A 24,608-nucleotide genomic window follows, 5' to 3' on the forward strand; every position below is an offset into this window, starting at 1 on the left:
ATCGGCCGGATGAGGATGATGCATGTTAAAAAAACTGAAAACTTTGTTTTCGGAAAACAAACAGCCTGAAACAGAATCAGCTGACCCCCGCACCGACTTGCCGGTCGCGCCGGTAGATGTTGATGCGCCGCTTGAACCCGCCGTATCCACAGAGGCCGAGATTGTTGAGTCGGAGCCTGCGTCGACAGAACCAACGGCCAATGTTGCGGCTGTGCAGCCCGAGGCATCCCCCGTCAGTGCTGAACCAGAAAAAAAGGCCGGTTTTTTCGGTCGCATCAAATCCGGGTTAAGTCGCACCAAGGAAAACCTTAGCGAGCAGCTGGGTAATCTGTTTCTGGGTGCTAAAGAGATCGATGATGACCTGCTGGAAGAGATCGAAACTCTGCTGCTGACTGCAGATGTCGGGGTGGCGGCAACCAGTGAAATCATCCTGCGCCTGACTGATAAAGTCGCACGTAAGCAGTTGGCCGATGCGCAGGCTTTGTATGGCGCCCTCAAATTGGAACTGTCCGATCTGCTGCAACAGGTTGAGCAACCGCTGGAAATACCGGCGGATAAAACGCCTTATGTGATTTTGATGGTCGGGGTGAACGGTGTGGGTAAAACCACCACCATTGGTAAGCTTGCCAAACGCTTCCAAAGCCAGGGTAAATCGGTGATGTTGGCTGCCGGGGATACTTTCCGTGCTGCTGCAGTAGAGCAGTTGCAGGTCTGGGGTGAACGTAATGATGTCCCGGTCATTGCACAGCATACCGGTGCAGACTCTGCATCGGTGATATTCGATGCCCTGCAGTCGGCTCAGGCCAAGGGGGTTGATGTGCTGATTGCTGATACGGCAGGTCGTCTGCAGAACAAGGACAACCTGATGCAGGAGCTGGAGAAGGTGGTGCGTGTCAGCCAGAAACTTTCGCCGCAGGCGCCTCATGAGGTGATGCTGGTGCTGGATGCCGGCACTGGCCAGAATGCACTGAGTCAGGCGAAAATATTCCGCGATAGTGTTGGTGTAACAGGTATCTCTCTGACCAAGTTAGACGGTACCGCTAAAGGTGGGGTGATCTTTGCCATTGCCAAACAGCTGCAACTGCCGATCCGTTTTATTGGTGTTGGTGAGCAGATTGATGATTTGCGGCCATTCAAGGCGCAGGAGTTTGTCGACGCGTTGTTTGACTGATTGAGACCATGCCGTGATTGAGTTCAGCCATGTCAGTAAACGTTACCCAACAGGCCATGATGCGCTGCGGGATGTGAGTTTTTCCCTGTCTCAGGGGGAGCTGGCGTTCCTGACCGGGCACTCCGGTGCTGGTAAGAGTACTCTGCTCAAACTGATCATGCTGATGGAGCGCCCCAGCCGGGGTAAGTTGCAGGTTGCCGGCCGGGAGCTGACTCAGCTCAAAAGCCAGGAAATTCCCTTTCATCGCCGCCGTATCGGGGTGGTTTTCCAGAATCATCAGTTACTGTTTGATCGTAGCGTATACGACAACATTGCCCTGCCTTTGCACATTTCCGGTTATCACTTGGATGATATTGGTAAGCGGGTGCGCGCCGCACTGGATAAAGTTGGCTTGTTAAGTAAGGAAAAACTTAACCCGGTTGCCCTGTCCACAGGGGAGCAGCAGCGTATAGGTATTGCCCGGGCAATTGTTAATCGGCCGCAGCTGATTCTGGCCGATGAACCCACCGGTAACCTTGATCCTGAGTTGTCAGCCGAAATCATGCGGTTGTTTATGGAGTTTAATCATCACGGTACTACCGTGCTGATTGCCAGTCATGACCTGGCGCTGATTGATCAGATGCGCTGCCGTAAGTTGACCCTGAATCAGGGTAGGATGACTGATCATGGCCAATGAACCGAATAATTCCCGGGCGCGCGGAGCCGTGCGTCAGGCGGCGAAAGCTACCACGGCTGCTGTGCGTCGTGGTGCCGACAGACATCAGGTGACGCTGAAACAGAAAAGTCAGAGCTGGTGGCGGCACAATATCAGTACCGCCAAAGAGGCATTATCCCGGCTGTTACAAACGCCGCTGCCAACCTTGATGACGCTGGCAGTATTGGCTATTGCCCTGACTCTGCCAGGGGTGATGTATCTGGCGCTGAAGAATATTAATGCTCTGAGCCTGCAATGGCAGAGCGGGCCAAGGGTCTCCTTGTATCTGCAGGCCAGCCTGCCGGATGATGAAGCGCAGCGTTTCAGCCAGCAACTGCTGTTGCGAAGTGACTTGCAGGCAGTGGAGTTGATCTCCAAAGATCAGGGGTTGTACGACTTTAAAAAGACCTCTGGTATGGCGGATATCTTTGAATACATTAAAGGCAATCCGCTGCCAGCGGTGGTGGTCGTGCAACCGGTAGAGCAAACTCCTGTCGCACTGAATAAGTTACAGCAGGAATTTTCCGTCATGCCTGAGGTGGCTGAAGTGGTGCTGGACATTGAGTGGGTGAAGCGGTTGGCTGCCTTTGTTGAGGTCGCTAACCGGATTGTGGTTGTGCTGGGTGCGTTATTGGCGTTGGCTGTGTTGCTGGTGGTGGGGAATACCATCCGCTTGATTATTGAAAACCGGCGAGATGAAATCCTGGTAGCTAAACTGGTGGGCGCTACCGATGCCTGGATCAGGCGGCCTTTCCTCTATACTGGCTTCTGGTTTGGCCTGCTGGGCGGCGCTCTGGCGCTGTTGTTAATGGGCGTGAGTCTGGTCTTGATTACCGAGCCGGTAAAACAGTTGGTTGGACTTTACCAAAGCGGCTTTGCTTTACAGAGCCTGGCACCTCAAGAAGCACTGGCACTGCTCCTGTCTGGAGTCTTGTTAGGCTTATTGGGTGCCCGCTTGGCCGTTGGCCAGCATCTGGCCGAGATTGAACCTAGGTAATAGGGTTTCAAGGTTGCGGTTTTATCTGTTCCCCGCTATATTTTCGTGCCGCGCTATTTTTGAGCGTGGAACTTTTATTTTCTGACAGGGTCACATTTGCGAGCTGCTGGCCAGTGAAAAGGCAGCAGTCAGTAACATGATGCGAGGTCATAGATGGGCACCAGCTTACAAGCTATCAATAACATAACTCCGGGTCGCAACCTCGATGCATATATGCAGTCGGTGGCAGCCATCCCTGTGCTTAGCGTAGAAGAAGAGCGTTCGCTGGCGGAGCGGTTGTATTTTGATGGAGATGTCGAAGCTGCACGTCAGTTGGTTATGTCGCACCTGCGGTTTGTGGTGCACGTTGCTAAAACCTACTCGGGTTATGGCCTGCCGCTGGGCGATCTGATCCAGGAGGGGAATGTCGGTTTGATGAAAGCGGTAAAACGCTTTGATCCTACCATGGGTGTGCGCCTGGTCTCTTTTGCCGTGCATTGGATCAAAGCCGAAATGCATGAATTTATCTTGCGTAACTGGCGGATTGTCAAAGTCGCTACCACCAAGGCACAGCGTAAATTGTTCTTTAATCTGCGCTCTCGTAAGAAAGGTCTTGGCTGGATGACCAACGATGAGGTTGAGGCGATTGCCGAGGATCTGAGTGTTGATGCCAAGGTCGTTCGCCAGATGGAAGGCCGTATGGCGTCCGTTGATACAGCCTTTGATGCCCCTGAATCTGACGATGATGATCATGCTTGGGCACCAGTGCATTATTTGGAAGATAAAAGTGCTGATCCAAGCACGCTGCTGGAAAACAGCAATTGGGAAGAAGACTCACAGCGTCGCTTGATGAGTGCGATTACCGACCTTGACGAGCGCAGCCAGGAAATTTTATCTCGTCGCTGGCTACAGGATGATAAGGCAACGCTGCATGAATTGGCGGCTGAATATAGTGTGTCTGCTGAGCGTATTCGTCAGCTTGAAAAGAACGCCATGAAAAAAATTCGGGTGGCGATGGAAGCTTAACGCGACCGCAAACTGCTATTTTAAAAACCGCCGAATGGCGGTTTTTTTATGGCGCTATGTCAGATAGAGCGCCGCAGGCGTTTCAACGTTTCAGATGGGGCTTCACCAAATTGATAGCGACAAGCCTGGCTGAAGTTTAAAGTCATGGTGTCGGGTTGAGGCATGTACCGGAGTTCCTTTTCTTGCTTCAGGTGGTCAGCATCCCGGATATGTTTGGGGTATAATCGCCACCCTGATTTCAGGATGATTTTATGACCTGTCGCGTACAGCTATTTTTTGCGGGTATCAGTGGTCTGCTGGCAGTCGCACTGGGTGCGTTTGGCGCGCATGCACTTAAAGCGCGTCTTGCGCCGGAGTTGTATGCTGCGTATCAGACGGGTGTTGAATACCAGTTTTATCACACCCTGGCTTTGCTGCTGGTGGTCGTGATGCGGCAGCAGCATGATCTGTTGCCTTTGCGCTGGTCAGCCTGGACGTTTATTGCCGGCATCCTGTTATTCTGTGGCAGTCTTTATGTTCTGGCGCTTTCGGGCGTGGGTGCTTTGGGCATGATTACCCCCCTGGGTGGACTGTTGTTGCTATGTGGCTGGGGCTGCCTGGTCGTGGCTGCATATTTTTATACAAGAGGAGACGATTGATGCAGATAGAGCTAAATGGCGACCAGATGCAAGTCACCGATGGACTGATGTTGTCTGGCCTGGTGAAACAGCTTGGTTTGGCAGAAAAGCGTATTGCCGTAGAACTCAATCTGGAAATTATTCCTCGCAGTCAACACGTGACCACGGCATTGCATGACGGCGATAAGGTCGAAATTGTGCATGCGATTGGTGGCGGTTGAATCGGTTCTATTCCGGCTCCCCTTCCTTACAAAAAATAATTCAATCTGGATAACTGACATGTCTGAACAGTCAAACGACCCGATGATCATTGCTGGTAAAAGCTATAATTCACGCCTGCTGGTGGGCACTGGCAAATATAAGGATCTTGAAGAGACCCGTCTGGCGATTGAGGCCAGCGGTGCAGAGATTGTTACGGTTGCCGTGCGCCGCACGAATATTGGCCAGAATCCGGATGAACCGAATCTGTTAGATGTGATTACGCCGGATCGCTATACCATTCTGCCAAATACTGCCGGTTGTTTTACTGCTGAAGATGCAGTGCGTACCTGTAAACTGGCGCGTGAGCTGATGGGTGGACATGACCTAGTCAAGCTCGAGGTACTGGGTGATCAGAAAACGCTGTACCCAAATGTTGTCGATACACTCAAAGCGGCAGAAGTACTGGTTAAAGATGGTTTTAAGGTGATGGTGTATACCAGTGATGATCCGATTGTGGCCAAGCAACTAGAAGAGATTGGTTGTATCGCTATCATGCCACTGGGTTCCATGATTGGCTCTGGTCTGGGTATTCTGAACCCGCACAACATTAACATCATCATGGAAGAAGCGAAGGTTCCGGTGCTGGTTGACGCGGGTGTTGGTACCGCATCAGATGCTGCACTTGCTATGGAAATGGGCTGTGAAGCTGTGTTGATGAATACTGCGATTGCGGGAGCCCGCGATCCAATTTTGATGGCTTCAGCGATGCGCAAAGCGATTCAAGCCGGTCGAGAAGCCTACCTTGCTGGACGGATGCCGCGGAAAAAATATGCCAGCGCTTCCTCTCCGTTAGACGGCATTATCTCTACTCCATAATGCCACCGCAGGGCCAGCCATATTGGCTGGCCTGATAACCTGATACCTAAACCTCATGAGCGAAAAAGATCCTAAGACCGTGACTGAACTTGAAACCAAACATATGCGCACCATCCGCAGTTTTGTGCTGCGTGCTGGCCGGATGACCGAAGGTCAGCAGCGGGCCATGGATGCGCGTTGGCCTGAAGTGGGCTTAGAGCTATCGAAAGGCATGCTGGATCTCGGTCAAGTGTTTGGCCGTGAGGCACCGGTGGTGCTGGAGATCGGTTTTGGCATGGGCGATTCGCTGGTGGAGATGGCCAAAGATCAGCCCGAGAAAAACTACATTGGCATCGAAGTGCATAAACCCGGTGTTGGTCGTTTGCTGAAAAACGCCTCTGAGCAGGGGCTGAGTAACATTCGTGTCTTCTGTGATGATGCAATCGAAGTGTTGGCGCAGTGTATTCCGGACCATAGCCTGGATTGTATTCAGTTGTTTTTTCCTGATCCTTGGCATAAGAAAAAGCACCATAAACGGCGCATTGTGCAGCTTGAGTTTGCTGCCACTCTGCATCGCAAGTTGAAACCGGGCGGTGTCTTTCATATGGCGACCGACTGGGAAAATTATGCTGAGCATATGATGGAAATCATGAGTGCTGCGCCGGGCTATCGCAACATCGCAGGTGAAGGCCAGTATTCACCACAACCCCATTGGCGCCCGGTAACCAAATTTCAGAAGCGCGGTGAGCGTCTGGGGCATGGTGTCTGGGATCTGATGTTTGCCAAAACTGACTGATTGTATCTAAAAAAAACTGCTATGCTGCTGAAAGGCATATGGCCCGTGGGTCATGGCTGGAGGCAGCAATCCTTCTCTGTAAAGTGTGGTCTGAAAACTGATCCAGATCTCACTCACCTCCTGCTTTATGCTTAGAGCCGGCCTGTAACGGGCGGCAGGCCAGGCTCAGGCCGTATCGGCAAATTTTGCGGTCGGTACCTCCCTTAAAAAAAAGACATAATTGGAGCAAATAGATGCGTGCATACCAGGTAGTAGAGCCCGATGGCATTGAAGCTATCCAGCAAGTAGAACTGGAGATACCAACTCCCGGCGACCGTGAAATTTTAGTGAAGATGAAAGCTTGTTCACTGAATTTCCGCGACCTTCTGGTGGCCAATGGCGGCTATGTCCGTAATGACATACGGCCGATGATTCCAGTGTCTGATGGTGCGGGTGAAGTCGTCAGTGTTGGTAAGGGTGTCACGGGTTTTAAGGCCGGTGACCGGGTTATAGGTAACTTTTTTCAACACTGGATAGAAGGCTCCATGGGTGATGCGGGCCTGACCTCGGCACTGGGTGGTGCGATCAATGGTGTGTTGGCGGATTACTTTATCCTGCACGAGGATGGTACGGTTAAGATCCCTGACTACCTCTCATATGCAGAAGCTGCAACCCTGCCCTGTGCTGCGACCACCGCCTGGCATGCACTGGTGCATGCTGGCGGCATTAAAGCCGGCGATACTATTTTGCTGCTGGGCACAGGCGGTGTGTCTATTTTTGGTCTACAACTGGCCAAAGCCATGGGTGCCGAGGTGATCATTACCTCGTCCAGTGATGAAAAGCTGGAACGGGCTCGGGGACTGGGGGCTGATCACACTATCAACTACAAAGATTGCCCTGACTGGGAGCAAGAGGTACTGGCGATTACCCAGGGTAAAGGCGTCAACAATGTGCTGGAAGTAGGTGGTGCCGGGACGTTTGAGAAGTCGGTCGCCTCGGTCGGAGTGAATGGCACTGTGTCGGTTATTGGTATTTTGACGGGTATGGATAGCCCGACCATGAGTTTGATGACTATTTTTAACCTGTTACATATCCAAGGTGTATATGTTGGCAGTGTGGAGATGTTGAAGGAGATGGTTGCGCTGATGGAGCAGCATCAGTTACACCCTGTAATCGATAGAACCTATGCCTTCAGTGACGCGATGCAGGCATATCAACAGCTGGCTGCTGCCGGCCATTTTGGCAAGCTGGTGATTGAAAACGACCAGTAAGTTCTAAGCGGTCTATTAAATTCTGCCCGATCGGTTCAGTTGTGCCCGGGCAGAACTATTTCAAAACAACTGCCGCCTAAATCGGATTCCGTGACACTGAGTTCGCCATTGTAGCTACTGATAATGTCTGTCGCGACTGCCAGCCCGATACCCTGACCCTGCACTGAGGTATCCAGCCGGGCACCACGCTGCAGAATGGTTTTGCGCATCGTTTCCCCGACACCGGGGCCATCATCACAGATTTGTAGCCTAAGGTTACTGTCACTGTGCCAGCCTCTGATTTCTACTCGCTGTTGTCCGTATTTACAGGCATTTTCCAGAATATTTCCCAGCAGCTCCATCAGGTCGCGGGGATCACCGGTAAATGTCAGTGGTGACTCTAGTTGTAGTTTTATCTGTAGCTGTTTCTCACGATAAACCTTTTGCAAGGCACCACTTAATCGCTCGATTACTGGTCTGACATCGGTGGACATGCCCAGTGGGCGGCTGCCAGATTGGACTGCACGGCTGAGTTGATACTGCACAATCTGGTCCATGCGCTGGGTTTGTTCGGTAATCAGCGTCTGATATTCAGACCGATTCAGCTGTTCATCTCCTGCACCCCGCATCACAGCCAAGGGTGTTTTCAGACTATGGGCAAGGTCGTCCAGGGTGTTGCGATATCGTTCGCGTTGGCCGCGTTCGCTCGAGATCAATTGATTCAGGTTGCGGGTGACCTGTTCAACCTCCGTGGGGTAGTTGCCACGGAGGTATTCGGTATGCCCGCGTTCAATTTGCAGCAGATCGTCTGCCAGCTTATTTAATGGACGCAGGCCCCAGTAGAGGATTAACGTCTGGGCCAGTAACGCCACCAGGAAAATCACTCCCATCCACAGCATTAGCTGCAGGTTGTAGGTGCGAATGGCTGCTTCAGGTGCGGTGTCTGTTTCCATCACCGAAAATACCAGTGCCCGTTCGCCTAAGGGGTGATCCCAGATCAGCTTGAGTTGTAACCGGTACAGTCCCAATTCGTTCATATGGGTGAAATAGGGTTGCCCTGGCAACAACGTGCCACTCTCGGCATCATTGAGAATACGACTGTCTAATAGGCTGGAGGAATACGAACGCCACAGCAGGTTATTTTGTTCATGGATAGATGCATATAAACCGGACCCCACCCGATCATAGCGAGGTTCCTGCAGGCGTTGTGGGAACTGAATATGTTGTTCGTTCAGCTCGATGGAACCGAGTAGCAGATAGATCTGCAGCTGCAGCTGCTCACGCACAGCATTTTCAGTATTAAAGCGGTAGGCACTGCTGAGCGCCAATGCTGCCAGAAACAGTACCAGTGGCAGCACGATGGTTGAAGCGATCAGCAGTCGGCCCTGCAGCGAGTACAGGGGAGCTATAATTTTCACGTCTTAGGTGGTTTGTCAGCCATGGTGAAACGGTAACCCAGTCCTCGCACTGTCGCGATAGGCTGCAGATTTTGCTCGGGGTCCAGCTTCTGTCGCAGGCGTCGGATAAACACCTCCAGCACATTGCTGTCGCGTTCAAAATCCTGATGGTACAGATGCTCGGTCAGTTCGGTTTTGGAAATGGTCTTACCGGCATTAAGCACTAGATATTCAAAGGTGCGGTACTCATAACTGGTCAGATTGACCAGGTTGTCATCCAGATAAACCGCCTGTCCCGTTGTGTCGAGTTGGATCGGACCAAACTCCAATACCGGTTTGGCATGACCCGCCGCACGGCGCAGCAGAGCGTTTAGTCGTGCAGTGAGTTCTTCCATATGAAAGGGTTTAACCAGATAGTCGTCGGCACCGGCTTCCAGTCCTTCCACCTTATCTTGCCAGTCGCTTCGGGCAGTAAGAATCAGAATCGGAAAATCACTGCCCTGTTTGCGCCAGCCTTGAATCACTTCAATGCCGGTTTGGCCGGGTAGGCCCAGGTCGACAATGGCCATATCGTAGGGGTACTCGGTGCCGAGAAACGCCGCTTCGTTACCATCGGCGCACTCCTCTACGGTGTAATTGCGTTCCTGCAATGCCCCGACCAATTGGCGGCGCAGATCGGCGTCATCTTCGACCACTAGAATTTTCATTATTCTTATCTCCCTTCAGTGGATTGATCAGTGTGCCAGTTTGCGCGTCCATCAGGAGGTCTCTGATCCGTCCCTGCTGTACGATCCTGAATCGATAAACCAGAGTGCCCTGTGAATAGCCTGTCTGGGACTTCACAACCTGTCCGCCGGTCTGTGCTTCTACCATCTGGCGTGCCTGCTGCAGGCTCATTGGCTCAGCCGCCAGCACAGATTGGGCGCCAGCAGAGAATAGAGCGACCAGCGCGCCAGAAAAGAGTGCAGTAAATCGTCTTCGCAGCATGGGTTTAGTTAAAGGCATGGCCGGATATCGTGGATTATTTAAGTTACACCTTGTGCGTTATACCCAGTACAGCATAACGAGAGCCTGGTGGAAATAACCATAGCCTAACCCTATGCCGATGAATCCTGAATGAATTGGTGCTAGTCATCCTGTTTGGTTTTGATCTGTCGCACCGAGAGGATGACAAAGCGGATGTTGTAGAGCATCCCGATAACCAGCGCAGTCGAGGCGGTAATCATAAACACACTGCCCAGCGCGGGAATTTTTAATAACCAGCCAGCCCACAGGCTCAGCACACTGACAACCGCTACCGGGATGCCGGTTTTCATAAACCGTTGCATCCACTTGTCGGCACGAATGGCTTTTCTATCAAGTGATGACATGACAACCTCTCCGAGTTTGGCCTCAGAGTAGTGGCTCGTCGGGCTTGGATCAAGCAAATCTGTAGGCTATAGCTGTGCCAACGGTCGATTAAAGGCTGCGGCTACACCCGGGCAATAAATCTTGCCCTGATGCAGGTTCAAACCTTGGGCGAAACCGGGATCTAAATGGCTGGCACCTTCCCAGCCATGTTCTGCCAATTGCAGAGCGTAAGGCAGGGTCACATTGCTGAGTGCCTGACTGGATGTCCTGGCGACAGCCCCCGGCATATTGGCGACACAGTAATGCACAACGTTATGCAGCATATAGGTAGGATCGCTATGGGTGGTTGGCCGACTGGTGGCAATACAGCCTCCCTGGTCAATTGCCACATCAACAATGACTGCGCCATTAGTCATCTGTTTGACCTGGGTTTCACTAATCAGTTTTGGCGCAGCCGCTCCCGGAATCAGTACCGCGCCAATCACCAGATCCGCGCTGGGTAGTAGGCGTTCAATGGCTTCCGGGGTGGAAAATAGGGTTCTTAGTCGGCCGGTATAGGTATGTTCCAGCCAGGCCAGTCGACTGGGTGAAGTATCCAGAACCGTGACATCGGCACCCATGCCCAGAGCCACCCCTGCGGCATTACTGCCGACCACACCACCACCCAGAATCACCACCTGGGCGGGCTCGACCCCGGGTACTCCGCTGAGCAATACGCCGCGTCCCTGTTGGGAAATTTCCAGACAGTGCGCACCCGCCTGCACCGACATGCGGCCAGCCACTTCACTCATGGGGGTCAGTAGAGGCAGATCGCCCTGTCGGCCGGTGACGGTTTCATAGGCAATGGCCGTGCAGCCAATCGCCAGCAGTCTGTCGGTCAAGGCCTGGTCCGCAGCGAGGTGCAGATAGGTAAACAGAATATGATCTGGCCTGAGGTAGGCGCATTCACTTGTCTGTGGTTCCTTGACCTTAAGTATGAGCTTGGATTGTAGCCAGACCTGCTCGGCAGTGTCGCAGACAATCGCGCCAGCGGTCTGATAATCCTGGTTGCTGAAACCGATATGGTCGGCGGCATTGTGTTCTACAAATACCTGATGTCCAGCGATGACCAACTGTTTCACCCCGGAAGGGGGCAGGGCGACCCGGTATTCATGATTCTTGATCTCTTTTGGTACACCAATATCCATGTCGATACCTCGTAAAGATCTTTGTGTGCAGTATAGATAGACAGGCGCAGGTCAGCAGAGATTCCGTTATACTTGCTGCGTTGAATAAGATCGTAAAGGACAGTTCCATGCCTCAGTATCGCTCCAAGACCTCCACCGCCGGCCGTAATATGGCGGGTGCCCGTGCCCTGTGGCGCGCCACGGGGATGACGGATGAAGACTTTCATAAGCCGATTGTTGCCATCGCTAACTCATTTACCCAGTTTGTTCCCGGACATGTTCACCTCAAGGACATGGGGCAGCTGGTAGCACGTGAGATTGAAAAAGCCGGCGGCGTGGCGAAAGAGTTCAATACCATTGCCGTGGATGACGGCATTGCGATGGGCCATGACGGCATGCTCTATTCACTGCCCTCTCGGGATATCATTGCCGATTCTGTTGAGTATATGGTGAATGCGCACTGTGCTGATGCGCTGGTGTGTATCTCCAACTGTGACAAAATTACCCCCGGCATGCTGATGGCCGCGATGCGCCTCAATGTCCCGGTGATATTTGTCTCCGGTGGTCCGATGGAAGCTGGCAAAACCAAATTGGCCGATCATAAGCTGGATCTGGTGGATGCCATGGTGCTGGCGGCAGACCCGTCGGCCACTGATGAGGAGGTGGATGCGGTAGAACGTTCTGCCTGTCCGACCTGTGGTTCATGTTCCGGCATGTTTACCGCCAATTCCATGAACTGCCTGACAGAAGCCCTGGGGCTGTCTCTGCCGGGCAACGGTACCGTGCTGGCAACCCACGCAGACCGTGAACAGCTGTTCAAGCGTGCCGGCCACCTGATTGTGGACTTGGCGAAGCGCTATTACGAACAGGATGATGACACCCTGTTGCCACGTTCAGTCGGCTTCAAGGCCTTCGAGAACGCGATCACCCTGGATATCGCCATGGGCGGTTCTACCAATACCATTCTGCATCTGTTGGCGATTGCTCAGGAAGCTGAGATCGACTTCACGCTGAAGGATATTGATCGTATGTCGTTGGAAGTGCCGCAGCTTTGTAAGGTGGCCCCTAATACCCAGAAATATCATATTGAAGATGTGCATCGTGCCGGTGGCATTATGGCAATTCTGGGAGAGCTGGACCGGGCCGGTAAGCTGCATACCGATGTCCCTACTGTGCACTCAGCGACTCTGAAAGATGCGCTGGATGAGTGGGATATCATGCGTAACCCGACGCCTGAGGTGGTTGAATTCTTCAAGGCTGGCCCTGCCGGTATTCCTACCCAGGTGGCGTTTAGTCAGGCAACGCGTTGGCCATCGCTGGATGGTGACCGTGCTAATGGTTGCATCCGCTCCCTTGAGCATGCGTTCTCGCTGGAAGGTGGTTTGGCGGTACTTCACGGTAACATCGCACTGAATGGTTGTGTGGTAAAAACAGCAGGTGTTGATGACTCCATCTTGGTATTTGAAGGCCCTGCGCATATCACTGAATCTCAGGATGAAGCGGTTGCAAATGTGCTGGATGATAAAGTTAAAGCCGGTGATGTGGTGATTGTACGTTATGAAGGCCCTCGTGGTGGGCCGGGTATGCAGGAAATGCTATATCCCACGTCTTACATCAAGTCCAAGGGATTGGGTAAGGCTTGTGCCCTGCTGACCGATGGCCGTTTCTCCGGAGGTACCTCCGGCCTGTCTATTGGTCACGTATCGCCTGAAGCAGCAGCGGGTGGCGCGATTGGTCTGGTGCGTAACGGTGATCTGATTCGTATCGATATTCCAAACCGCAGTATCGATGTTTTGTTGTCCGATGAAGAGCTGGCTGCACGGCGTGTCGAGCAGGATAAGCTGGGTTGGAAGCCGGTGGAAGCGCGCCCACGTAAGGTGTCTGCTGCACTGAAAGCCTATGCGAAACTGGCGACCTCGGCGGATATGGGTGCGGTGCGAGACCTGTCGCAGTTGGACTGATTATTTACCGCAACAGAAAAAGGCAGCCATATAGCTGCCTTTTTTATGTCTGGATTAAACCTACTGGCTTAAGCCCTGCCAGAGTAAGCGCAACGCTAGCAAGGTGATACTGATGCGGAATAGTCTGCGAAAGTGATGGGTCGATATACGATGCAAAACTTTCATACCAAGCCAGGTGCCGACCATGCCGCTGAGTATCATGAACAAGATCAGCGGCAACCATTGCCAGAAGGCAAAACCTACCACCGAAAATACCAGGAGTTTTAGTACATGCTGCACACTCATACAGGTGGCAAAGTTGGCGGTCGTGGCCAGTTTGTCGTATTGCTGGCGGTGTATCAGGCCTGCAACCAGTGGTCCGGTGGCTCCGACAAACATGGATAGTAGCGTGGTGAGCCCACCACTAAGCATATGCCCGGTACGTCCCATCTGTGTTTGCCGGGGTTTGGGGCCCCAAACCAGATAAAGAATAAACACCGCCACCGAAAGCTGGATTATCTGTAGTGGCAGTTGCACCACAATCAGTGAAGCAGCCGCAGCACCCAGCGTTGCTCCGATGGTAAACCCCGCTACCAGCTGCCAGTCAGTATGTTGTCGGGTGAGTATGGCGCGATTGGCATTGGAGCCCATCTGTACCAGTCCATGCACTGGTATCAGGGCGCTGACGGGCATTACCGAAGCCATCACCACCAGTAATAATACGCCACCGCCAATACCCATGGCTGCGGTCATGAAAGAGGTGAAGCCTGCTGTCAGGATCAGACCTGCAATGACCCACTCATTGAGCAGGTCGGGGAATAGCAGGCCAATATCCATGCCAGGCTACGCTCAGTCGTTGCTGTATAGGGTCTGCATCACCTGTTGTGACCAGGACAGGCTGTGCCGGTAGGCGGTTTCGTAGAAACGGGTTTCCAGTAGCTTGCCGAGGTTGTCGAAATCTCCAGCCTCGTACAGCTCAACCTCATTCAGGATCTTGCCAAGCTGCCCGCTTTTATCCAGCAGGGCCGCTTTGATTTCATCCTGCAGTGGCACCTGAGATAGCAGGTCGGTCATCTGCATATCCAACAGCACATCCAGTTGCGAAAACAGCCCGGTGATGAAGGCGCTGATTGGCTGATCTAAACCGGTCATTTCGCCGATAATCTCCGACATTCGGCCACGTACCAACATGATTCGGGTAAGTTCTTCCGGTTTGTCGGCGGTATCTGAGACCAGGAACAGGCTGACCCATTTGCGGATCTGGTCAAAGCCCAGCAAAGTAATTGCATGGGACAACGACTGAATTTCCCGCTGCATGTTAAAGGCAGCAGAATTCACCACCCGTAGGATGCGATAGGTCAGCAGCGGATCGTTGATGACAATTTGCTCCACCGATGCGGCGGAGGCATGTGGGCTTTGCAGCTCCAGCATCAGTTGCAACAGTAACACCTTGCTGCTGCTGAGCTTCTTGCCCTTGATCGGTTCAGGCTTGCTGAGGAAATAACCCTGAAACAGGCTGAAGCCAAGTTCATAACACTTGCGGAATTCTTCTTTGGTCTCAACTTTGTCCGCCAGCAACTCCAGGTTATAGGGCTTGAGGTCGGTGACGATCTTTTCCAGGCCGTCAATACCAAAGCGCTGCACATCCAGTTTCAGTACATGGATGTGTTTCAGCAGCGGCATAAATCGTTCGCTTGGCTCAAAATCACTTAATGCCAGGCGGTAGCCAAGCTGGGACAGTTCAGCTACACGCTCGACAAATTCCGGAGTGATTTTTGAGTGGCCGAGAATTTCCAGGACAAAGTGCTCTTTTGGCAGTTCCGGGAATTGCTCAGACATCAGTGTTGAGTCGGTAACCTTGATATAGCAGGGCAGGTGGCGTACTTCACCCTGCTGGCAGATGCTGGCATAGGTATTCAGAATGACCGATGAGGTGGCGAGGTGGTCATTCAGCTCGGCCGGTAGCTCACCACCGGCACCGCGATATAGCAGTAGGTAAGCAACAACGTCCTGGCTTTTATTAAATACCGGCTGCCGTGCCAGTAATAGATCCAATGATTCTTCGTTTTCTAATTGACTCGCCACTGGCGACTCCTGTTGTACTGCAGCTGAATGGACGTTGTTTATTTTTCCAGGAAGCCCCGGTTTTGGAGGAAACTCAGCATATGGGGCCGAGCTTCTTTGACCAGCATGCCCGATATCTGTTCACTCCAGGTCATCTCCTTTTGACCGCCGGTACGGGTGCGGTAATAGTCACGCACTGCATTATCGTACTCGGCTATCTCCTTACAATCTTTAGTAAAATTGTATTCATCCTGTTTCAGAATAACCGGCAATGGCAAGCGGGGTTTCACCTCAGGATCCTGATCCGGATAGCCCAGACACATACCAAATACCGGGTAAACCAGCTCCGGCAGGTTCAGTGCATTGGCAACTTTATCGATCTGATTCCGAATGCCGCCAATATAGACGATGCCTAAGCCAAGTGACTCGGCTGCGAGGGCGACATTTTGTGCAAATAAACCACAATCCACCGTTGCTGTAATAAATTGCTCGGTAAAACCGGTTTGCATCGGTGCATCGTGCATCTCGCAGGCCAGTTTATGCCGGTGCATATCCGCACAGAAGACCAGAAATACGGGCGCCTGTGCCACATAGGTTTGATTACCGGCCCATTCAGCAATTGACGCCCGGGTCTCAGGGGTATTTACCTGAATCACCGTACAGGCCTGAATGAAGCTGGATGTCGGGGCTGCCTGCCCGGCGGCAATACAATCTTCTACCGTTGTCTGATCAACGACTTGATCGGTAAATTTACGGATAGAACGGTGGGACTTAATAAGCTTAATCACGTCAGTCATGGTGTCTGTGGCTGTCTTATAGGTGTCAGGGGTTGATCATAGCAATGGCGGTACGGCAGAGGCCAGAGCTGGCATAGAATTGGTTATTTTTGCATCATCTTATACATTCGTATTAAGATGGTGTGCTCTGTTGTGCGGCGCAACAAAGATGTAAGGCCGCGCAGATTGACCAAAATGGAGCTGATGCTCGATGGTACCCGAAATGCCCAAGCTGACAGTGATTATTCCGCTGGGCCGGCAGACTTCGCTGGATCCGGACTGGCTCAAAGCCATGCAGGCACTGCCTGATGGGTCAGAGGTTATTTTTGTCAGTAGTGGCCATTATTTCCGGCAACTGGAACGAGAACCGGTGCACGCATGTCTGAGTCAGTGTCAGATTAAGTGGTTGTGTGCAGCGGAAAGTACTACCGCCCAGTTAAATACCGCCACCGCTACCGCTCAGGGGCGTTGGTTGTGGTTTCTACGCCCCGATCATCTCCTGAATATCAAACTCATCTCCGAAATGCAGACCATGCAACTGGATCAGTTCCGGGGTGTGGTGTGTGCCCGGGTACGCTATTTGAAATCTGCGCCGTTGCAGTTTCGATTATTAAATCCGTTAATTAACCTGCTCAGCAGAGCCATCAAGTTGCCCCTTCCGGAACAGGGTTACTGTGTCAGCAAGAGTATGCTGGCTTCTTTGGGAGGTTTTCCGCCCGGCAGTGATGATAGCGATTTATGTCTGCTGCTATCGATTTGCCAGCTTCAGCTTCCGGTGCAAATGACCACGGCCACCCTCAGCAGTAGTGGCCGAACAGGACGTTTATTGCCTTGGCTTGGTCTCTGCCTGCATGCTTTGAAACTGCATATCCAGCATCAGTTATGCAATTGCAACCGTCGTCAGCAAAACTCGTAATTCATTGCTGCGATAGGGCTTTTCAATTGAATCACGTATTATTAAGTTTTTCCCCTGTCGGTAATTAACCGTTACCTTTGCTTGCGGAGTGTGTGTGGCACAGATCTGGATTATCAGCGATGGCAAACCTGGTCATCTGAACCAAAGCCTGGGTTTGGCGGAAGCCTTGCAGCGGCGTTGTCCGCAACTGGAAATAACGCAACATGCCCCGCTTAGTTTGCATCAGCAACTGGCCAGTTTATTTAGCACATCAGCCGCGCAGGTCGATCTGTTAGTGGGTGCCGGACATGCGACCCACCGCAGTTTGCTGCTGCTGGGTAGACAGTTGAAAGTTCCTGCGGTGGTGCTGATGAAGCCAAGCCTGCCACTGTCCTGGTTCGATCTTTGTCTGATACCGGAGCATGACCAGCCTTCGGCACGGGCGAATGTAGTGCCCACCCGTGGGGCGCTCAATAGAATGCTGCCCGGGGTCAAAACAGCTAACAGCGGCATGCTGTTGATTGGTGGCCCCAGCAAACATGTGACGTGGCATGAAGACCGTCTGCTGGCGCAGCTGCAGTCACTGATAGCACAGCAGCCCCGTCGTACCTGGCAGTTAACCACCTCCCGCAGAACCCCCGAGAGTACCCTGACGAAACTGCTGCAGTTGCCAGGTGTTGAGGTCTTTCCTGCGGCAGAGACACCGTCCGGCTGGTTACCAGATAAATTGGCAACCACAGAGGTCTGCTGGGTGACCGAAGACAGTGTGTCGATGATTTATGAAGCCCTGAGCGCCGGGTGCCAGGTGGGTACTCTGGCGGTTGAAGGCGGCCGTCTGGGTCGCCTCGGTAGTGGTTTGCAACGGCTTGAGCAGCAGGCACTGATTAGCTCTCTAGAACAGGTTCTTACGGGGCAGCCAATGCAATCAGCAACGGTGCTTGATGAGGCTGGACGCTGTGCTGAGTTGATATTGCAGCGTGGTTGGTGCCAATGATTGCGCACTGGGTCTCGATGCTGCATGCACTGATTCAGCCTGGCTTAAATGCTACTATCAGCGACTTTGATGCCGTTGGGTTTGTTGTTCAGTGATCTGATCAGGGTTATCGATGTCACGTTTCTTGTATAGCTTATTGTGGTATCTGTTACTGCCGTTGGTGTTATTGCGCCTGTGGCGGCGGAGCCGCAGCGCGCCAGAATACGGGCGTAATATTGGTCAGCGCTTTGGCAAGCTGGCACCGCAACAAGGTCGTCCGCTTTGGATTCATGCCGTTTCGGTGGGTGAAACCGTGGCGATTGCCCCGTTGGTTGAGCTATTACTGTCGCGCCACCCTGAGATTCCCCTGCTTTTGACCCATATGACCGCTACCGGCGCTGCCCGGGCTGAGGCCCTGTTTGGTGATCGGGTTATGCACAGTTTTTGCCCTTATGACCTGCCCCATGCCATGCAGCGTTTTATCCGCCGGGTGAAACCTCGTGGGCTGGTGGTGGTTGAAACAGAGCTTTGGCCGAATATGCTTGCCGCCTGTGCGGCAGCCCAAGTGCCTGTGTTGTTGGCTAATGCGCGTTTGTCAGCACGTTCTGCCCGGGGTTATGCCCGCTTTGGTGGCTTGACCCGCAATATGCTGCAGCAGTTAGCTCAGGTGGCGGCTCAGCATGAAACCGATGGCCAGCGGCTGGTGGCTTTAGGTCTGCCTGATGCAGCACTGAGTGTGATTGGTAGTATTAAGTTTGATCTGGCTATCCCGCAAGGGCTGATGGAACAGGCAGATGCGCTTAAGCACCAGTGGGGGGGCCAGCGTCCAGTGCTGGTGGCGGGCAGTACTCATGAGGGCGAAGAGCAGATATTGCTGTCGCTGTATCAACAATTGCAGCAGCATTACCCGGCACTGTTGTTGATTCTGGTGCCGCGGCATCCGGAGCGGTTTGATCCTGTTGCGCAACAGATCAATACGGCTGGCCTGACCTGCAGTCGGCGAAGCCTGCAGCAGCCAGCAATGGCGGATACACAGGTTTACCTGGCTGATACCATGGGTGAGCTGATGTTATTTTATCAGGCGGCGGATATGGTGTTTGTTGGTGGCAGCCTGGTAGCGCGTGGTGGTCATAATCCGCTGGAGCCCGCCGCTTTGGGTAAGCCGGTTCTGATGGGGCCGCACTGCTTTAATTTTCAGTCAATCGTGGATACGCTGGCAGGTGCGGGTGGTCTGGTTCAGGTTGAGGATCAAACCGCTTTGCATACTCAGGTAGCTGACTGGTTGTCGGCACCGGAGCAGGCACAACAGGTTGGTCAGGCGGCTGAACATTACGTGGCTGCCAACCGTGGGGCGTTGGAGCGTCTATATGCGCTGGTTGAAAAACACTGCCTCAGAGATCAAAGCTAAAGGTTTCGCCTGCCTGCTCGGTAAAAATCTCTTCCAGCATGATATTAAGTGGCTGTTGATTGGTGTCTCTCAGCCAACAGGCTTTTTCTGCATCATAGTCGTAGTGAAAACCGCCACTGCGGGCTGCTACCCACAGCTGCTTCACCGGGGTTTGTCGGGTGAAAATGACCTGGCTGCCGTTTTCGCAGATCACGGTGAGAATACCGCCGCCGTTACGACAATCCAGATCTGATTCAGCGTCGTCAAGAATATCTTCTATCTGTTGCAATGTATCATCTACGTGATCATTAAATTCGCTTTCGGTCATGGCGGGCTTCCTGGCTGAGGGGAATCATCCCCGGATCGAATCACGGCCGGAGTATAGCTAATTTGCTGCAGCGGCTCATCTCCAAAATAGTGTTGTCATTATGCCGTAAGCGTTAACTTTTTGTCGGTGCGGCTTAGCGGGAGCAGTGGCTTTAGGTATAATCGATCGCTTATCCATTAACCATCGGGTGTCTGGCCGTGCGTAATCAACTCTACAACATCATGCTTTCCATTATTCTGGGTTCACTGGTTTTGCTGGGTGGTTGTGGTCAGAAAGGCCCCCTGTATCTGCCGGATGAAGCACCTCAAAGTGCGGCGCAGAAATAAAGAGATTTGAATGGACAGTTTTGAGTATCGCAACGACCAGCTTTATTGCGAAGAGCTGGCACTGGAACGGATTGTCGATGAGTATGGCACGCCGACCTATGTGTATTCCCGTGAAGCACTGGAACAGGCGTACCTGGCTTATGCGCAGGCATTGCAAGGTCAGCGCTCACTGGTGTGTTATGCCGTCAAGGCCAACTCTAATATTGCTGTGCTGAACGTGCTGGCTCGACTGGGTGCCGGTTTTGATATTGTGTCTATCGGCGAGTTAGAGCGGGTACTGCGTGCCGGTGGTGATCCGGCACGGGTGGTGTTTTCCGGTGTCGGCAAGCAGCCCCATGAAATTAAGCGCGCGCTGGATGTCGGTATCCACTGTTTTAATATCGAGTCTGAAGCCGAACTGGAACGGGTGAATGCTGTTGCTGCAGCCGAGGGCAAGGTTGCGACAATTTCCTTCCGGGTGAACCCGGATGTCGATGCCGGTACGCACCCGTATATTTCCACCGGCCTGAAAGAAAACAAGTTTGGTATCGATATCGATGATGCGCCGCGGATCTACCAGCGTGCGGCAGAGATGGCCAATGTCCAGGTGTCCGGCATTGATTGTCATATTGGTAGTCAGCTGACTGATCTGGCCCCCTTTCTTGATGCGCTGGATCGGGTGTTGATGTTGTTGGATCGCCTGGCCGAGATGGGAATTCAGATCAAACACCTTGATTTGGGTGGTGGCCTGGGTGTTTGTTACACCGATGAGGTGCCACCAACACCGGAACAGTATATCAGTGCGATTTTGCAAAAATTGCAGGGCCGAGACCTGGAACTGATCTTCGAACCGGGTCGATCTATCGCCGCCAATGCGGGTGTGATGCTGACCCGGGTGGAGTTCCTTAAGTGTACCGGCGACAAAAATTTCGCCATCATTGATGGGGCAATGAATGACCTGATCCGCCCTGCGCTGTATAGCGCCTATCAGGAAATCATACCGCTGCAGATCCGGGAAACCGATGCTACCCAAAGTTGGGATCTGGTGGGGCCGGTCTGTGAAACAGGTGATTTTCTGGGCAAGGGACGTCAGCTTAACCTGCAACCGGGCGATCTGTTGGCAGTCTGTTCTGCCGGGGCTTATGGTTATGTGATGGCCTCTAACTACAATACCCGTGGACGTCCAGCTGAAGTCATGGTGGATGACGACAAACAGTACCTTATTCGTCAGCGTGAATCGGTAGATGACATGCTGCGCGGTGAACAATTGTTGCCCAAGGATCGTTGAGGTAATCGGACAATGCTGGTGCGTTTTACCAAAATGCATGGTTTGGGTAATGACTTTATGGTGCTGGACCTGGTGAGCCAGCGTATTAAAGTCACGCCAAAGCTGGTTAAAAAACTAGGCGACCGTCACACCGGTATCGGCTTTGATCAGTTATTGATTGTTGAACCGCCAACCGAGCCTGATGTGGATTTTTCCTACCGGATTTTTAATGCCGATGGCTCAGAAGTTGAAAACTGCGGCAACGGTGCTCGTTGTTTTGCCCGTTTTGTGCGGGATAAACGTCTGACGGCGAAGCAGGATATCCGGGTGCAAACGGCCAATGGTCGGGCGCAGCTGAAACTGCGCCAAGATAAACAGGTGGAAGTGAATATGGGGGCTCCGGTGTTGGCTCCGGCACAGGTCCCCTTCCAGGCGGAACAGCAGGCGGTTACTTACCGGCTGGAGGTACTGGATACCACCGTCGAGTTAAGTGCGGTTTCCATGGGCAACCCGCATGGGGTGCTGCTGGTGGACAGTGTCGATACCGCACCGGTGGCAACGTTGGGGCCTGCCTTGGAAAAGCATTCGAGCTTTCCGGCCAAAGCTAACATCGGTTTTATGCAGGTGGTCTCGCGGAATGAGATCAAACTGCGGGTGTTTGAACGCGGTGTAGGCGAAACCCAGGCCTGCGGCACCGGTGCCTGCGCGGCAGTTGTTGCCGGGCGTTTGCGCGGGTTGCTGGATATGCCTGTGACCGTGCATTTGCCCGGTGGTGCACTGGAGATAAGCTGGACGGGTGATGGTGAACCGGTCATTATGACTGGGCCTGCGACCACGGTTTTTGAAGGACAGATTTTTTTATGATGAACAGCGAAGCTGAGGCTAATACCTCTATTTCACCAGCACAGGTGGCTGAGTACCTGTTAGCACATCCGGATTTTTTTGTGGGTAACAGTCGGTTGCTCGAGGTACTGCAGGTACCCCATGAGACAGGTCGTGCTGTGTCATTGGTGGAGCGGCAGACCTCTATGCTGCGGGAACGTAATCAAGACCTGAGTGCTCACCTTTCAGATATGATTGAGGTAGCACGTTATAACGATGTGCAGTTTGAAAAAACTAAACGCATGGTGCTGGGTCTGCTGGAAGCGGAAAATCTGGACGACATTGCTATCGCCATCGATGAAAGTCTGTGTCAGGACTTTCACAGCGATATTACCAGTCTGGTGCTGTTCACCGAAGCTCCATTGGCGGCGAATAACCTGCAGTTGGTACCGCGCAATCAGGCCGCAGTGATAGATGCTTTGGTTTCTTCCAACCTACCTTGCTGCGGTCAACTGACCGAAGTGGAAAACCAGTTTATCTTTCAAGATCATGCCAATAAAGTGAAGTCAGCCGCAGTAGTACCCTTGGTTCAGGGCGAAACACTGGGTCTGCTGGCCATCGGCAGTTTTGATCCGAGCTATTTCCAGAGCAGTCAGGGCACGGTACTGCTCAGCTATGTCGGTGAAGTGCTGAGCCGGATTGTCAGCCGGGTGCTACACCAGGTGCAGTAAAGGTGATGAATATGTTCACGGGGCTGGAGCAGTATCTGCAGCATCTGGCCAGTGAACGTCAGTTGTCCCCGCATACTCAGAGTAACTACCGTCGGGACCTGAAGCGCCTGTTTGATTATGCTGAACAGCAACAGATAGACAGCTGGCAGGCGCTACAGACTAAACAATTACGCCATTATATTGCCGGCTTGCATCGCAAGGGCTTGTCCGGCAAAAGCATTCAGCGCCATCTCTCTGCTATTCGCAGCTTCTACCGCTTTCTAATCCGTGAACGCTTGGCGGATCAGAATCCCGCCGATGCAGTACAAGCACCTAAATCAGCACGTAAATTACCCGCGACCCTGGATGTGGATCAGATCGGTCAGCTGTTGGAAATTCCGATTACAGATGCAATCTCTGCCCGGGATGCCGCTATGATGGAGCTGATTTACTCGTCCGGGTTGCGTATTTCGGAGCTGATCAGCCTGAACCTGAATGATCTGGACCTGCATGACCATAGCCTGGTGGTAACCGGTAAAGGCCGCAAGAGCCGCATGCTACCCATCGGTGGCAAGGCCCTGGCAGCACTGGATCAATGGCTGGAGGTCCGTCATGAACTGGCAGATGCTTACGACAATGCGCTGTTCGTCAGCAGTCGTGGCAGTCGTCTGTCAGTACGGGCGGCACAGCAACGTATGGATTACTGGGGGCGTCGCATGGGTGTGCAGGGACAGGTGCATCCTCACCGGCTGCGGCATAGTTTTGCCAGCCATGTGTTGGAGTCCAGTGGTGACCTCAGAGCCGTCCAGGAGCTGCTGGGGCATGAAGATATATCCACCACCCAGATCTATACTCATCTCGACTTCCAGCACTTGATGCAGGTATACGAAAAAGCCCATCCACGGGCGAAAAAGGCCAAGAAATGATTCGCTGCATTACGTTTGATCTGGACGATACCCTGTGGGCCGTTGACCCGGTAATCCGGCAGGCTAATCAAACCCTGTTTGACTGGCTGGCGCAGAATGCGCCGGCATTTACCCAGAGTTATCAGCTACAGGATCTGGTAGATCTGCGCGCCACCGTGTTGGCAGAAAAACCCGAGATCGCCCACAGTGTCAGCTTGATACGCCTGGAGCAGTTACGTTTCGGGTTACAACAAACCGGATATTCAGATTCGCAAGTTGAACAGCTGGCGCAACAGGCGTTTGCTGTTTTTTTGCACGCCCGCCAGCAGGTGGAATTTTTCTCTCATGCCTGGGATATGTTACGTGACCTTAAACAACAGGGCTATGTGCTTGGCGCGTTAAGCAATGGTAATGCCGATATTCAACGCGTGGGTCTGGATGAACTGATGGACTTTCAGTTCAAGGCGGATGAGGTGGGAGCGATGAAACCGCACCCGCTGATGTTTGAAACCATGCTGAGCCATACCCGGTTGCGACCAGAGCAGGTGATCCATATTGGCGATAACCCTCAGCATGATATTGAGGGTGCCCGGCAGCTGGGGTTATGGACCATTTGGGTTAATTTACAGGGTCAGTGTGCGCAGCCAGTGCTGGCTGATGCACACGTCACCTGTCTCAGTGAAATCCCGCAACGGGTGGCTGAGATTAATGAGCTGGCTCAAAACCGGGTCAGATTGTAAGTCGGCCGTGGGTTCTTA

28 protein-coding genes are annotated in these 24,608 nt (G+C 52.8%); 19 read left to right on the forward strand and 9 right to left on the reverse strand.

The genetic code is table 11. From position 1 onward, the window contains the following. The first annotated feature begins 22 nt into the window (after nucleotides 1-22). From ftsY to ACFVYJ_RS07155, 9 genes are all read left to right on the forward strand, one after another. The gene (ftsY, locus tag ACFVYJ_RS07115) at nucleotides 23-1,171 is read left to right on the forward strand and encodes a signal recognition particle-docking protein FtsY (RefSeq protein ID WP_419414702.1); all 1,149 of its coding nucleotides are present in this window, start codon (nucleotides 23-25) and stop codon (nucleotides 1,169-1,171) included. 13 nt (nucleotides 1,172-1,184) lie between these two features. After that, nucleotides 1,185-1,847, forward strand: a complete 663-nt coding sequence (gene ftsE, locus ACFVYJ_RS07120; protein ID WP_419414701.1) for a cell division ATP-binding protein FtsE — start codon at nucleotides 1,185-1,187, stop codon at nucleotides 1,845-1,847. Continuing rightward, nucleotides 1,837-2,862 (forward strand): permease-like cell division protein FtsX, encoded by a 1,026-nt coding sequence (ftsX, locus tag ACFVYJ_RS07125; RefSeq protein WP_419414700.1) that lies wholly within the window; start codon nucleotides 1,837-1,839, stop codon nucleotides 2,860-2,862. Before ftsE ends, ftsX begins: the two co-directional genes overlap by 11 nt. A gap of 153 nt (nucleotides 2,863-3,015) precedes the next feature. Beyond that, the gene (gene rpoH / locus ACFVYJ_RS07130) at nucleotides 3,016-3,867 is read left to right on the forward strand and encodes an RNA polymerase sigma factor RpoH (protein ID WP_419414699.1); all 852 of its coding nucleotides are present in this window, start codon (nucleotides 3,016-3,018) and stop codon (nucleotides 3,865-3,867) included. Nucleotides 3,868-4,118: 251 nt separating this feature from the next. Beyond that, nucleotides 4,119-4,505 (forward strand): DUF423 domain-containing protein, encoded by a 387-nt coding sequence (locus tag ACFVYJ_RS07135; protein WP_419414698.1) that lies wholly within the window; start codon nucleotides 4,119-4,121, stop codon nucleotides 4,503-4,505. Further along, a complete protein-coding gene (gene thiS / locus ACFVYJ_RS07140; protein ID WP_419414697.1) occupies nucleotides 4,505-4,705 on the forward strand; it encodes a sulfur carrier protein ThiS in 201 nt (66 codons plus the stop codon). The genes ACFVYJ_RS07135 and thiS overlap by 1 nt, the downstream gene beginning before the upstream one ends. A 58-nt stretch (nucleotides 4,706-4,763) precedes the next feature. Continuing rightward, nucleotides 4,764-5,561, forward strand: a complete 798-nt coding sequence (locus ACFVYJ_RS07145; RefSeq protein ID WP_419414696.1) for a thiazole synthase — start codon at nucleotides 4,764-4,766, stop codon at nucleotides 5,559-5,561. A gap of 55 nt (nucleotides 5,562-5,616) precedes the next feature. Continuing rightward, nucleotides 5,617-6,336 (forward strand): tRNA (guanosine(46)-N7)-methyltransferase TrmB, encoded by a 720-nt coding sequence (trmB, locus tag ACFVYJ_RS07150; protein ID WP_419414695.1) that lies wholly within the window; start codon nucleotides 5,617-5,619, stop codon nucleotides 6,334-6,336. Between the two features lie 233 nt (nucleotides 6,337-6,569). Then, nucleotides 6,570-7,586, forward strand: coding sequence for a zinc-dependent alcohol dehydrogenase family protein (locus tag ACFVYJ_RS07155; protein ID WP_419414694.1), 1,017 nt, complete (start codon nucleotides 6,570-6,572; stop codon nucleotides 7,584-7,586). A gap of 35 nt (nucleotides 7,587-7,621) precedes the next feature. Here ACFVYJ_RS07155 and ACFVYJ_RS07160 read toward each other — a convergent pair whose 3' ends face one another. From ACFVYJ_RS07160 to ald, 5 genes are all read right to left on the reverse strand, one after another. Then, nucleotides 7,622-8,983: an ATP-binding protein gene (locus ACFVYJ_RS07160; protein ID WP_419414693.1), complete on the reverse strand. Its 1,362-nt coding sequence runs from the start codon at nucleotides 8,981-8,983 to the stop codon at nucleotides 7,622-7,624. Continuing rightward, on the reverse strand, nucleotides 8,980-9,669 hold the full coding sequence (locus ACFVYJ_RS07165; protein WP_419414692.1) for a response regulator transcription factor: 690 nt from the start codon (nucleotides 9,667-9,669) through the stop codon (nucleotides 8,980-8,982). Before ACFVYJ_RS07165 ends, ACFVYJ_RS07160 begins: the two co-directional genes overlap by 4 nt. Beyond that, nucleotides 9,644-9,967, reverse strand: a complete 324-nt coding sequence (locus tag ACFVYJ_RS07170; protein WP_419414691.1) for a PepSY domain-containing protein — start codon at nucleotides 9,965-9,967, stop codon at nucleotides 9,644-9,646. Before ACFVYJ_RS07170 ends, ACFVYJ_RS07165 begins: the two co-directional genes overlap by 26 nt. Before the next feature lie 122 nt (nucleotides 9,968-10,089). Beyond that, on the reverse strand, nucleotides 10,090-10,332 hold the full coding sequence (locus tag ACFVYJ_RS07175) for a hypothetical protein (RefSeq protein WP_419414690.1): 243 nt from the start codon (nucleotides 10,330-10,332) through the stop codon (nucleotides 10,090-10,092). Nucleotides 10,333-10,398: 66 nt separating this feature from the next. Continuing rightward, nucleotides 10,399-11,499, reverse strand: a complete 1,101-nt coding sequence (gene ald / locus ACFVYJ_RS07180) for an alanine dehydrogenase (RefSeq protein WP_419414689.1) — start codon at nucleotides 11,497-11,499, stop codon at nucleotides 10,399-10,401. A 107-nt stretch (nucleotides 11,500-11,606) separates the two neighbouring features. On the opposite strand from ald, the gene ilvD reads away from it, so the two are divergent. Further along, nucleotides 11,607-13,439 (forward strand): dihydroxy-acid dehydratase, encoded by a 1,833-nt coding sequence (gene ilvD, locus ACFVYJ_RS07185; protein ID WP_419414688.1) that lies wholly within the window; start codon nucleotides 11,607-11,609, stop codon nucleotides 13,437-13,439. Between the two features lie 60 nt (nucleotides 13,440-13,499). Here ilvD and ACFVYJ_RS07190 read toward each other — a convergent pair whose 3' ends face one another. The 3 genes from ACFVYJ_RS07190 to nfsA are packed head-to-tail and all read right to left on the reverse strand — an operon-like array spanning nucleotide 13,500 to nucleotide 16,279. Further along, nucleotides 13,500-14,255, reverse strand: a complete 756-nt coding sequence (locus ACFVYJ_RS07190; protein WP_419414687.1) for a sulfite exporter TauE/SafE family protein — start codon at nucleotides 14,253-14,255, stop codon at nucleotides 13,500-13,502. A gap of 12 nt (nucleotides 14,256-14,267) precedes the next feature. After that, nucleotides 14,268-15,503: an EAL and HDOD domain-containing protein gene (locus ACFVYJ_RS07195; protein WP_419414686.1), complete on the reverse strand. Its 1,236-nt coding sequence runs from the start codon at nucleotides 15,501-15,503 to the stop codon at nucleotides 14,268-14,270. A 38-nt stretch (nucleotides 15,504-15,541) separates the two neighbouring features. Beyond that, a complete protein-coding gene (nfsA, locus tag ACFVYJ_RS07200; RefSeq protein ID WP_419414685.1) occupies nucleotides 15,542-16,279 on the reverse strand; it encodes an oxygen-insensitive NADPH nitroreductase in 738 nt (245 codons plus the stop codon). Between the two features lie 190 nt (nucleotides 16,280-16,469). On the opposite strand from nfsA, the gene ACFVYJ_RS07205 reads away from it, so the two are divergent. From ACFVYJ_RS07205 to waaA, 3 genes are all read left to right on the forward strand, one after another. Next, nucleotides 16,470-17,174, forward strand: a complete 705-nt coding sequence (locus ACFVYJ_RS07205) for a hypothetical protein (protein WP_419414684.1) — start codon at nucleotides 16,470-16,472, stop codon at nucleotides 17,172-17,174. A gap of 94 nt (nucleotides 17,175-17,268) precedes the next feature. After that, the gene (locus tag ACFVYJ_RS07210) at nucleotides 17,269-18,147 is read left to right on the forward strand and encodes a mitochondrial fission ELM1 family protein (RefSeq protein WP_419414683.1); all 879 of its coding nucleotides are present in this window, start codon (nucleotides 17,269-17,271) and stop codon (nucleotides 18,145-18,147) included. Between the two features lie 112 nt (nucleotides 18,148-18,259). Further along, on the forward strand, nucleotides 18,260-19,534 hold the full coding sequence (gene waaA, locus ACFVYJ_RS07215) for a lipid IV(A) 3-deoxy-D-manno-octulosonic acid transferase (RefSeq protein ID WP_419414682.1): 1,275 nt from the start codon (nucleotides 18,260-18,262) through the stop codon (nucleotides 19,532-19,534). Here the strand turns inward: waaA and cyaY are convergent. Continuing rightward, entirely contained in the window at nucleotides 19,518-19,841 is a 324-nt protein-coding gene (gene cyaY, locus ACFVYJ_RS07220; RefSeq protein ID WP_419414681.1) for an iron donor protein CyaY, read from the reverse strand. The two genes, waaA and cyaY, sit on opposite strands and share 17 nt — an antisense overlap. 197 nt (nucleotides 19,842-20,038) lie before the next feature. Between cyaY and lptM the strand changes: the two genes are divergently transcribed. From lptM to ACFVYJ_RS07250, 6 genes are read left to right on the forward strand one after another with little or no spacing between them, the layout of a single operon-like run. After that, nucleotides 20,039-20,167, forward strand: coding sequence for an LPS translocon maturation chaperone LptM (lptM, locus tag ACFVYJ_RS07225; protein WP_419414680.1), 129 nt, complete (start codon nucleotides 20,039-20,041; stop codon nucleotides 20,165-20,167). A 10-nt stretch (nucleotides 20,168-20,177) separates the two neighbouring features. Continuing rightward, nucleotides 20,178-21,434 (forward strand): diaminopimelate decarboxylase, encoded by a 1,257-nt coding sequence (gene lysA / locus ACFVYJ_RS07230; protein ID WP_419414679.1) that lies wholly within the window; start codon nucleotides 20,178-20,180, stop codon nucleotides 21,432-21,434. Between the two features lie 12 nt (nucleotides 21,435-21,446). Beyond that, complete coding sequence (dapF, locus tag ACFVYJ_RS07235) at nucleotides 21,447-22,277, forward strand: diaminopimelate epimerase (protein WP_419414678.1); 831 nt, start codon at nucleotides 21,447-21,449, stop codon at nucleotides 22,275-22,277. Continuing rightward, nucleotides 22,274-22,966, forward strand: coding sequence for a DUF484 family protein (locus ACFVYJ_RS07240; protein ID WP_419414677.1), 693 nt, complete (start codon nucleotides 22,274-22,276; stop codon nucleotides 22,964-22,966). The genes dapF and ACFVYJ_RS07240 overlap by 4 nt, the downstream gene beginning before the upstream one ends. 5 nt (nucleotides 22,967-22,971) lie before the next feature. After that, the gene (gene xerC / locus ACFVYJ_RS07245) at nucleotides 22,972-23,871 is read left to right on the forward strand and encodes a tyrosine recombinase XerC (protein ID WP_463255092.1); all 900 of its coding nucleotides are present in this window, start codon (nucleotides 22,972-22,974) and stop codon (nucleotides 23,869-23,871) included. Further along, nucleotides 23,868-24,590, forward strand: a complete 723-nt coding sequence (locus ACFVYJ_RS07250) for an HAD family hydrolase (RefSeq protein WP_419414675.1) — start codon at nucleotides 23,868-23,870, stop codon at nucleotides 24,588-24,590. Before xerC ends, ACFVYJ_RS07250 begins: the two co-directional genes overlap by 4 nt. Nucleotides 24,591-24,608: the final 18 nt, after the last annotated feature.

This window comes from Pontibacter sp. JAM-7 (genome assembly GCF_048548695.2).
In the GTDB taxonomy this organism is placed as follows: domain Bacteria; phylum Pseudomonadota; class Gammaproteobacteria; order Pseudomonadales; family Balneatricaceae; genus Neptuniibacter.